Genomic DNA, 9,416 nt, shown 5'->3' on the forward strand with positions numbered 1-9,416 from the left:
AGGACGGCTACTTCTTCGGCTACGACTCCAACACCGTGCGCCTGTTCAAGGCCAACAGCCCTGAAGGCGTGGGCCAGAGCTTTAAGGACAACCGCGATCCGAATGGCGTTTACGTCAACCGCGACCTGGTGAAAGTCGCCAAGGACGGCACCCACTACCTGCAATACAGCTCGACGCTGCCCGGCAACACCCAAGTGCTGGTGCCGAAACTCGGCTACACCGAATACCTGCCGAAGTGGGACATGGCTGTCGGTACTTCGGTGAACCTCGACGGTATCGAAGCGCAAGTCGCGCTGGTTCAAGCCAAGGTTCAGGAGCGCATGAAAGGCGTGGTGCTGAGCATCGTCGGGATTGCCGTGGTGGTGTTGTTGGTGATTGCCGCCGCCGGGATGCTGCTGGCCAACACCATCTTGCGTCCGCTGAACCTGATGAAAGCCAACCTCGATGACATCGCGGCGGGCGAGGGCGACCTGACGCGTCGCCTGACCATCACCAGCCAGGATGAGCTCGGCGAACTGGCCGGCTCGTTCAACCGCTTCGTCGACAAGATCCACGGCCTGGTGCGCCAGATCACTGAAATGACCTCGCAGTTGACCGGGTTGGTGAATCAGGTCTCCGATCAGGCCCAGCGCTCGGATCAGGCCATGGAGCGTCAGCGTCACGAGACCGATCAGGTCGCCACGGCAATCAACCAAATGTCCGCCGCTGCTCAGGAAGTGGCGAAAAGTGCGCAAAACGCGGCGGTGGCTGCCCAGCAGACCGACGAAGAAGGCCAGGCTGCCAAGCGTGTGGTGGCCGGCAGCATCGTGAAGATTCATGCGTTGGTGGACGACATTCGCAGCAGCGGCGTGTCTCTGGACAGCCTGCAAAAAGACGTGTCGTCGATTGTCAGTGTGCTCGGCGTGATCCGTTCGATTGCCGAGCAGACCAACCTGCTGGCACTCAACGCCGCCATTGAAGCCGCCCGTGCCGGTGAGGCCGGTCGTGGTTTTGCCGTGGTGGCCGACGAGGTTCGAGCGCTGGCCAGTCGCACGCAAATCAGCACCCAGGAAATCCAGGGCATGATCGATCGCTTGCAGGCCGGTACCCAATCGGCCGTGGAAGCGATGCGCCGTTCCAGCGAGGCCGGCGACGGCACGTCGGCTCAGGCCAACGAAGCGGGCGCATCGCTGGACACCATGGCCCAACTGATCGGCACCATCAATTCGATGAACGCGCAGATCGCCAGCGCCGCCGAAGAGCAGACCGCCGTGGCCGAAGAGATCAACCGCAGCGTGCATCAGATTGCCGTGGCCGTGGACAGCGTTGCCGACGAAACCCAACTCGGTGCCCAGACTTCCCGCAGCCTCGCCGATCTTGGCCAGCGCCTGGGCAAACTGGTGGGGCAGTTCCGCATTTGATTGCACCGGTACAGAACCTGTGGGAGCGAGCTTGCTCGCGATAGCGGAATGTCAGCCAACATCAGTGTTGAATGTGCCGGCCTTATCGCGAGCAAGCTCGCTCCCACATGGATTGCGCGTTGTTAGGGCCTGTCCCAGTAGGGCACCGCTCCAAAACACTCGACATAGAAATCAATCACCGTCCGCACCTTCACCGACAACCGTCGACTGCCGGGCCACAGCACCGCAATCTGCTGCGGCTCCAGGCTGTTGGACACCTGATACGCCCCAAGCACCGGCACCAGCGTGCCGTTGCGCACCGCTTCACATCAGCCACGACGGAAACATCACCAGCCCCAAGCCTTGTTCGGCAGCTTGCGTCAGGGTGTCGGCGTGGTTGCCGGTGATCGGTCCCTTCACCGACCAGGGCGTCCAGTCCTGCTGATCCTTGCGAAAGAAGAGGGTGCCAGGCCCTCGCGGCGGGCGACTTCGGAGAAACTGCCGTGGTCGAGAACGGCGACAAACGGCGCTACCCGCGAAAAAGTCAACGGTGAACGTTGGCTGGCCTTGTTGCTGATTGTCGCGGCACTTGTTCTGATCGCTCGGGGTTGATGATGAATCTGATTATTTTGTTGGCGGTGGTCGTGGCGGCCGGTGCGGTGTTGAGTGTCCAGGCGGCGATCAATGGGCGGTTGGGCGAAACGGTGGGCGTGTTGCGCAGCAGTTTGTTGACCTTCGTGGTCGGTGCAGTGACCACCGGGCTGCTGATCCTGTTTTTCGAGCCGGCCCATGCCGTGAGTTTGCTGGACGTGCCGAAATGGCAGCTCAGCGGCGCGTTGTTCGGGGTGGTCTACATGATGGTGATGGTCGGCGCGGTGCCGCGGGTCGGCACGGCGGTGGCTACGGTGGCGGTGATCGTCGGGCAACTGGGGATGGGGATGTTGATCGATAACTTCGGCTGGCTGGGCAATCCGGCGATCGAATTGTCGAGTAGCCGGATACTGGCGATGGTGTGTCTCGCGTTGGCGTTGATGTTCATGTATCGCAGTAGTACCCGGCAGGGTTGACGCAAGCTCCTACACTGGTAATACGGGCCGCGTTCGCGGCAACCGGACGACCATAACCCTGGAGTCAGACTCATGATCGACAGTGAAAGTATCTGCGACTGCCCCAAATGCTCCTGCAAACTGGGCGAACATCCGATCGCGCGCCACGGCAAGCACTATTGCTGTGAAGCCTGCGCCAAGCACCACGAACATGGCGAAAAATGCGCCAGTAAGGGCTGCAAGTGTGCTCAACGCTGACCACTCATCCAAAAAAAGTGGAGCCTGATCGGGCTCCACTTTCATTTCAATTCGCCGGCCGCCACTTGACGTTTTCTACGCCGAACTTCTCCGCCATCGGCTTACTGGTTTTTTGCACCTTCTCTCGGCCGAAGCGAGGGATTCGTCCGACCCCCGCGTCGCAACTTGCCCAATGCCAAGCTTCCGCGTTATCCATCTTGTCCAAGCGGATGATGAAAGACTTGGGCGCGCCATGAAGGGTGTATTCAATGACGAAAAGTTTTGCGTTGTTCATAGAGCCCGTTTTCCTCCTTGTGGTTATACAAGGATCGTTGGCGTTACGGAAAATTCAGTTGGATTGTCAGACGGATGCCGCCAGTGGCGACAAGGCCGGTGGCTCGTTACCGTGCAATCTCTGAAAACCCTCAATGATTACTGCCCATGGCCCTTGCCGCCCCCCCAGACCTGAGTGACACCGATGTGCCCGTGCAACCGCTGGCGCGCACCTATCCGCGCGGCTTGTACATCGAGCCGCATGAGCATGTGTGGGGGCAGTTGCTGTATGCGATGAGCGGGGTGATGTGGGTCGAGACGCCCCATGAAGCGCTGGTGGTGCCGCCGCAACGAGCGGCGTGGCTGCCGCCGGGTGTGCCCCACGGGATTCGGGTGGTCTCGGATTTACAGATGCGCAACATCTACTTGCGGCCCTCATTGGTGGCGACGCTGGACGACACGGTTTTGGTGATCGAAGTCGGCAAACTACTGCGTGAGCTGATCGTCGGGTTGGTGGAGCAGGGTGATGATGGTGCTCCCGAGTATTACGAAGCGCTGGTCGGCCTGGCGCTGTTGGAGCTTAGGCGAGCCAGGCGCTCGCTGCTGAAAATCCCTTTGCCGGATAATTCCGACCGGCGCCTGATGAACCTGTGCCAGGCGGCCATGGCCGCGCCGTCGCTGGACATTACCTTCGAACAACACGCCGAAAATGCCGGTGCCAGCGTGCGTACCCTGGCGCGGCTGTTCAAGGACGGTTTGGGCATGGGCTTCGCCGAATGGCGGCGCCAGGTGCAATTGGCGACCGCGGTGGCAGAGTTGATCCAGGGCGTGCCGGTCAGTGCGATTGCCCGGGAGCTGGGTTATTCGCCGAGCAGCTTTAGCGACATGTTCCGCCGGGAACGGGGTGTCGCGCCTTCGCAGTTTTCGGCGAGCCAACGCCAGGTCCAGTCATAACGAAAACCTTGGATCCGGCATTAGCGCTTTGGCCGATATTCAGAAGCACTTGGCCGGTGTTCGTCGCTACCGATCTTTAGACTCTGGCCTACCTTAATTAGCCACGGAGTCTGCCATGAGCTACCTCATCTCACTGGTCATCGGTCTGGGCGTCGGTCTGCTCTACGGCGCTCTGGATTTTCGTTCCCCCGCACCGCCGGCCATCGCGCTGGTAGGGCTGCTCGGCATGTTGGCCGGTGAGAAGTTGTGGCCAATGGGCCGGCAGCTGGTGACTGGCTGGATCTCCTGAATCGTTTATTCATTCGAGGGAAATGCTCATGAAAGCACTGCAATTCGACAAGACCCGAATTTCGACGACAACGCCAGGGTCGACGCCGCGGCGTTGGACTGGCCCTGGCCGGTGAGGCACACCTGCTGGCTGTTGCAGCGAACGGTCGGATACTCGGCGGACAGCCCCGGCACCCGCACTTCCTGCTTGAGTTCCAACCGATCAATCCAGTTTTGCGCCTCGGGGGGCGAACATGGTGATCAGCATCACCTTCGGCTGAATCGGCGCTTCAGTCGCCCAGGCCGTTGAGGAGAGCAGGGCGGCACAGGCTAGGGAAAGACGCGTCATTGCATGCATAAAACCTCCTGATTCACACAAGACTTAAAACTGATAACCAACGCCGGCGTAGTAACCCCAGCCGTCGGAACGGGCGCGGAAGTTACCGTCGCCGAAATTCAACTCGCTGCCATCCTCCCAGTTGCCGCCGTTGTGGAAATAACGGCCGACCAGGGTGAAACGCAAGTGGGTGAACGAGTACAGCAACACGTTGGTGGCGACGGTGGCGTTGGCGGTGCGAGCCGGGTTGTCCTTGTGCAAATCCGAGCCGAAGTCGAAGTTGGTGAAGCCGATGTAGGTCAGTGACGCGCCGTTGCTGAAGCTGCTGATGGGCACGATGTATTTGAGCTGGGCGCGATAGCCATCCCACGAATACTCATTGCTGGCGCCGTAGTTTTCCCACTGGTAGCGCCCATAGAAGTTGGCCGACAGGTTGACCCGCGAATGGGTGTCGATGTCGGTGCCCAAACCGCTGTACAGCGTATTGGCACGGTTGGCGCTGTTACTGCCGTGGTCGTAGATCCAGTCGAAGGCGACGTACCATTCCTTGAACGGCCCGATGGCCAGGCTGCGGCCGGCGAGGTAGTCGATGGAGATTCGCGGTTCGTGCTCCATGAACACCGGCGAGCCGTGGTCCCACACGCCTTTGTCATGGCTGTTGCCGATGTCGAAGATCTTCGGGATGTCGATGTAGCCGTACAACTCGAACGGCCCCTTGCGCCCGAAGTACTCGTATTCCAGGTAGATATCGTCGGCCGGTTGCGGGCCGAAGCTGATGTCTTTGCTGCCGATGACGGTCAGGTCCTGATTGAACCAGTCCGAGAGGTACGCGCCTTTTTTCGGTGGGCTCGCTTCGGGGCTGAGGCTTTCGCCTTGGGCGGATTCTTCGGCGGGAGCGGGTTGCGCCAAAACAGTGCTGCTGAGTAGTCCTGTAACGCTGGCCAGCAGCAAAGAAACAGCAAAGGTGCGCGAGCAAGTCACGCGGCTGGACGTGCGGTGCATTAAAAATCCCTTTTCGTGCGGATCGAAGGCCCGGTTCTGTGGGCTTGCGCGGTTATGTATCGAAAACGTCTGCATTAGCGACACGCAAACGTTTGCATAAGACATACCAATTTTGCTCAAGGTATGGAAAAGGTTAGGGAATTGGTGGTTTAACTGTCCTTTCGGTCAACGATTCGTGGGGCCTCGGGGGAGGCGACGTTGATGTAGAATCTTCGGCACTGACTTCACGAGGTGTGTCCCCCCATGAGCGAACCGATTCGTCTGACCCAATACAGCCACGGCGCAGGATGCGGTTGCAAAATCTCTCCCCAGGTGTTGGAGGTGATTCTGGCCGACAGCGGGGCGCAGAACCTTGACCCGAAACTCTGGGTCGGCAACGCCTCGCGCGATGATGCGGCGGTGTACGCCATCGATGAAGAGCGCGGCGTGGTGTCGACCACCGACTTCTTCATGCCGATCGTCGACGACCCGTTCGATTTCGGCCGCATCGCCGCCACCAATGCCATCAGCGACATCTACGCTATGGGCGGCGATCCGTTGATGGCGATTGCGATCCTTGGCTGGCCGGTCAACGTACTGGCGCCGGAGATTGCCCGGGAAGTGATTCGCGGCGGGCGTTCGGTCTGCGATGAAGCCGGCATTCCGCTGGCCGGAGGGCATTCCATCGACGCGCCGGAGCCGATCTTCGGCCTCGCCGTGACCGGTCTGGTGGAAAAGCGCCATATGAAGCGCAACGACACCGCCACCGCCGGTTGCCTGCTTTACCTCACCAAACCGCTGGGCATCGGCATCCTCACCACCGCCGAGAAGAAGGGTAAATTGCGCCATGCCGACATCGGCCTGGCCCGCGACTGGATGTGCACCCTGAACAAACCCGGCAGCCGTTTCGGCAAACTCGAGTGCGTCACCGCGATGACCGACGTCACCGGTTTTGGCCTGCTGGGGCATTTGGTAGAAATGGCCGACGGCAGCAACGTGACCGCTCGCATCGAGTACGACCGCGTGCCGCGTCTGCCGGGTGTCGAGTATTACCTTGACCAAGGCTGCGTGCCGGGCGGAACACTGCGCAACTTCGACAGCTACGCCAGCAAGCTTGGGCGTCTTCAGGAAATGCACAAACGCGTGCTCTGCGATCCGCAGACCAGCGGTGGCCTGCTGGTTGCGGTCACCCCCGAAGGCAACGAACACTTCCTCAAAGTAGCCGCCGAGCTGGGCCTGACCCTTGAGCCGATCGGTGAACTGATCGAGCGACAGACGAACGCGGTTGAGGTGTTTTGATGTCAATCGAATTCACCGATTACCGCGACATTTTCCTCAACGACCGACCGATGATGGATGCCCGCGCGCCGGTCGAATTTCTCAAAGGCTCATTCCCCGGCGTCATCAACCTGCCGCTGATGAATGACCATGAGCGGCAACGGGTCGGCACTTGTTACAAGCAACACGGCCAGCAAGCGGCCATTACGCTGGGACACCAGTTGGTGTCCGGCGAGATAAAAGCCGAGCGTATCCAGGCCTGGGCCGATTTTGCCCGGGCTCATCCTGATGGGTATTTGTATTGTTTTCGCGGCGGATTGCGTTCGCAGATCGTCCAGCAATGGCTCAAGGATGAGGCGGGCATTGACTATCCGCGCGTCGGTGGCGGCTACAAGGCGATGCGCACCTTCTTGCTCGACACGCTCGATCAGGCGGTTGCCCAGTGTGATTTCGTCTTGCTGGGCGGCATGACCGGCACCGGTAAAACCGAAGTGCTCACGCAGTTGCGCAACGGCCTGGACCTTGAAGGTCACGCCCATCATCGCGGCTCCAGTTTCGGTAAGCGCGCCACCGGCCAACCCTCCAACATCGATTTTGAGAACCGTCTGGCGGTGGACCTGCTGAAGAAGCGCGCCCACGGCATCGAACAGTTTGTACTGGAAGACGAGAGCCGCGCGATCGGTAGTTGTGCGCTGCCGTTGCCGCTGTTTCAGGGCATGCAACAATTCCCGATGGTCTGGCTGGAAGACAGCCTGGAAGGGCGGGTCGAACGGATCCTGCGTGATTACGTGGTGGACTTGTGCGCCGAGTTCATCGGCGTGCATGGCGATGAAGGCTTCGCGCTGTTTTCCGAGCGCCTGCTGGAGAGTCTGAACAATGTGCAGAAACGTCTGGGCGGTGAGCGCCATCGGCGGATGCTGATGTTGATGGAAGACGCGTTGGCGGAGCAAGCGAGCAGCGGGGCGGTGGACTTGCACCGGGGCTGGATCGAAGGGTTGCTCCGCGAGTATTACGACCCGATGTATGCGTTTCAGCGGGAGAAGAAAGGGGGGCGTATTGAGTTCGCGGGGGAGCGGGCTGCTGTCCTTGAGTATCTGCGCGAGCGGCGCATCAATCAGAAGTAATGTGTTGGATTTGCCGGCCCCATCGCGAGCAGGCTCGCTCCCACACTGGATCTCGGTGATACACAAAATCTGAATTCACTGAAAATCTAATGTGGGAGCGAGCCTGCTCGCGATGAGGCCCCGACAGGCGCCAAATCTCTTAAAGCTTACGTCGGACAGGTCTCCCGCCCATTATCCAGCCCTTGCTTGTAGACGTGGCTCTGCACACTGGCCTTGCCGTTGTGCCAGGTCAGGGTGAGCACGTACAGCGAGTCGTAGTCGCTGGATTCCCAGTCATCGGTGATGTTCTGTTTCTTGCCGACGGCTTCTCCCGCGACCTTGTTGATCAGCTCCGGCAGGTAGCCGTGGGACCAGGCGGTGTAGATGACCGAGTTGTGATACTTGTCGTGGAGCAATTCATCGGCCAGGTCGCTGGTGTCGTTGGCCGAGAAATTGATGTTCACCGGCAAGCCAAGCTTGATCGCGCTGGGGCTGATGGTCATCAGGGGGCGGATGTAGCTGTAGGAATTATCCAGTTCGCCTTCCTCGACATTGCGTGTCGGGTTGGCGGCAAACACGTAGTTGGCCTTGCCGAATTTTTCCGGCAGCAAGGTGGCCAGGTCAATGGCGCGGTTCAGGCCCTGGCAGTTGAGCTGGCCGAGGCCGCCGGCGGGTTTTTCCGCGTGGCGCAGGAATACCAGCGTCTGGGTGCCGTCCGCCGGTTGGGCGCGGCTTTCGCTGGACTCAAGGGACAGGAATAGCGCGCTGATCGCCAACAGGGAAGGCAGGACAACATACGCGCGATGCTTGAAGCGTTTGGCGAATTTAAAAAGGTTCATCATTTGAATAGGTGATCTTCAGCGCATTCGGTTAAGGCTGACAAACCTTTACACCGCGAGCTCCCTGCGTCGGGTGTTTTCCATGTCGTTGGGCCGGTCCGTTTCCGAAAGGGCAATGCTCAGAGTCCTCTGAAGCCCATTTGGTTCGATCCGAGCGAGTGCGCAGCACTGTAGCGGCAACCTGAGATGGGTTGGAACAGAGGTTATCGACAGGATGTTGCGGATTTATGGACACAGTACAGGTGTCGGTGCCACTGACAGGCTGCGATCTTTTGATCTTGCTCATCAGCAATATTGATACGCCAAAAAATCGCAGCCTTCGCCAGCCCCTACATTATGATCAGCGTCTACTTTTTCCGTGTGGATGCTTCCCATGACCGATCTGTCCGCGTTCCCGATTACCCAAAAATGGCCGGCTCAATACCCCGAGTGGATCCAGCTTTACTCCTTGCCCACACCCAACGGCGTCAAGGTGTCGATCATGCTCGAAGAGATCGGACTGCCCTACGAACCGCATCGTGTGGGCTTCGACACCCATGATCAGATGTCCCCCGAATTTCTTTCGCTGAACCCCAACAACAAGATCCCGGCGATCCTCGACCCCCACGGTCCGGGGGACCAACCCCTGGCGCTGTTCGAGTCCGGGGCGATTCTGATTTACCTGGCCGACAAGAGCGGGCAACTGCTGGCCCAGGAATCGGCGGCGCGGTACGAGACCATTC

General features: G+C 59.7%; 11 protein-coding genes and 3 pseudogenes. 9 read left to right on the forward strand and 5 right to left on the reverse strand.

Annotation, left to right across the window (positions count from 1 at the left end; translation table 11 throughout):
- On the forward strand, nucleotides 1–1,400 hold a 1,400-nt coding region (locus WLY71_RS27595; protein WP_347806080.1), incomplete at its 5' end, for a methyl-accepting chemotaxis protein.
- Nucleotides 1,401–1,522: 122 nt separating this feature from the next.
- Here WLY71_RS27595 and WLY71_RS27600 read toward each other — a convergent pair.
- Nucleotides 1,523–1,844: pseudogene (locus WLY71_RS27600) on the reverse strand (LysR substrate-binding domain-containing protein); the annotation flags it as partial.
- Between the two features lie 60 nt (nucleotides 1,845–1,904).
- Between WLY71_RS27600 and WLY71_RS27605 the strand changes: the two are divergent.
- The 3 genes and pseudogenes from WLY71_RS27605 to WLY71_RS27615 all read left to right on the forward strand — a co-directional run.
- Nucleotides 1,905–1,991, forward strand: a pseudogene (locus tag WLY71_RS27605) (DMT family transporter); the annotation flags it as partial.
- On the forward strand, nucleotides 1,991–2,446 hold the full coding sequence (locus WLY71_RS27610; protein ID WP_347806081.1) for a DMT family transporter: 456 nt from the start codon (nucleotides 1,991–1,993) through the stop codon (nucleotides 2,444–2,446). The pseudogene WLY71_RS27605 and the gene WLY71_RS27610, both read left to right, overlap by 1 nt.
- Before the next feature lie 72 nt (nucleotides 2,447–2,518).
- Nucleotides 2,519–2,683 (forward strand): metallothionein, encoded by a 165-nt coding sequence (locus WLY71_RS27615; protein WP_347806082.1) that lies wholly within the window; start codon nucleotides 2,519–2,521, stop codon nucleotides 2,681–2,683.
- A 46-nt stretch (nucleotides 2,684–2,729) separates the two neighbouring features.
- Here WLY71_RS27615 and WLY71_RS27620 read toward each other — a convergent pair whose 3' ends face one another.
- Nucleotides 2,730–2,957, reverse strand: coding sequence for a DUF6555 family protein (locus WLY71_RS27620; RefSeq protein ID WP_008152143.1), 228 nt, complete (start codon nucleotides 2,955–2,957; stop codon nucleotides 2,730–2,732).
- Nucleotides 2,958–3,103: 146 nt separating this feature from the next.
- Here WLY71_RS27620 and WLY71_RS27625 point away from each other — a divergent pair, with 146 nt between their 5' ends.
- Together WLY71_RS27625 and WLY71_RS27630 are read left to right on the forward strand one after the other, a co-directional pair.
- Complete coding sequence (locus WLY71_RS27625; RefSeq protein ID WP_347806083.1) at nucleotides 3,104–3,889, forward strand: AraC family transcriptional regulator; 786 nt, start codon at nucleotides 3,104–3,106, stop codon at nucleotides 3,887–3,889.
- Nucleotides 3,890–4,004: 115 nt separating this feature from the next.
- Complete coding sequence (locus WLY71_RS27630; RefSeq protein ID WP_008035179.1) at nucleotides 4,005–4,178, forward strand: DUF1427 family protein; 174 nt, start codon at nucleotides 4,005–4,007, stop codon at nucleotides 4,176–4,178.
- Between the two features lie 65 nt (nucleotides 4,179–4,243).
- Here WLY71_RS27630 and WLY71_RS27635 read toward each other — a convergent pair.
- Nucleotides 4,244–4,514, reverse strand: a pseudogene (locus WLY71_RS27635) (purine nucleoside permease); the annotation flags it as partial.
- A gap of 24 nt (nucleotides 4,515–4,538) precedes the next feature.
- Complete coding sequence (locus WLY71_RS27640; protein WP_347806084.1) at nucleotides 4,539–5,495, reverse strand: nucleoside-specific channel-forming protein Tsx; 957 nt, start codon at nucleotides 5,493–5,495, stop codon at nucleotides 4,539–4,541.
- A 243-nt stretch (nucleotides 5,496–5,738) separates the two neighbouring features.
- On the opposite strand from WLY71_RS27640, the gene selD reads away from it, so the two are divergent.
- Entirely contained in the window at nucleotides 5,739–6,773 is a 1,035-nt protein-coding gene (selD, locus tag WLY71_RS27645) for a selenide, water dikinase SelD (RefSeq protein ID WP_347806085.1), read from the forward strand.
- Entirely contained in the window at nucleotides 6,773–7,876 is a 1,104-nt protein-coding gene (mnmH, locus tag WLY71_RS27650) for a tRNA 2-selenouridine(34) synthase MnmH (RefSeq protein WP_347806086.1), read from the forward strand. The genes selD and mnmH overlap by 1 nt, the downstream gene beginning before the upstream one ends.
- A 146-nt stretch (nucleotides 7,877–8,022) precedes the next feature.
- On the opposite strand, the gene WLY71_RS27655 is transcribed toward mnmH, so the two are convergent.
- Nucleotides 8,023–8,697, reverse strand: coding sequence for a histidine phosphatase family protein (locus WLY71_RS27655; protein WP_347806087.1), 675 nt, complete (start codon nucleotides 8,695–8,697; stop codon nucleotides 8,023–8,025).
- Nucleotides 8,698–9,067: 370 nt separating this feature from the next.
- Between WLY71_RS27655 and WLY71_RS27660 the strand changes: the two genes are divergently transcribed.
- A partial coding sequence (locus WLY71_RS27660; protein WP_347806088.1) for a glutathione S-transferase N-terminal domain-containing protein occupies nucleotides 9,068–9,416 on the forward strand: 349 nt, incomplete at its 3' end.

The sequence above is a fragment of the Pseudomonas rossensis genome, from assembly GCF_039888995.1.
GTDB lineage: Bacteria > Pseudomonadota > Gammaproteobacteria > Pseudomonadales > Pseudomonadaceae > Aquipseudomonas > Aquipseudomonas rossensis.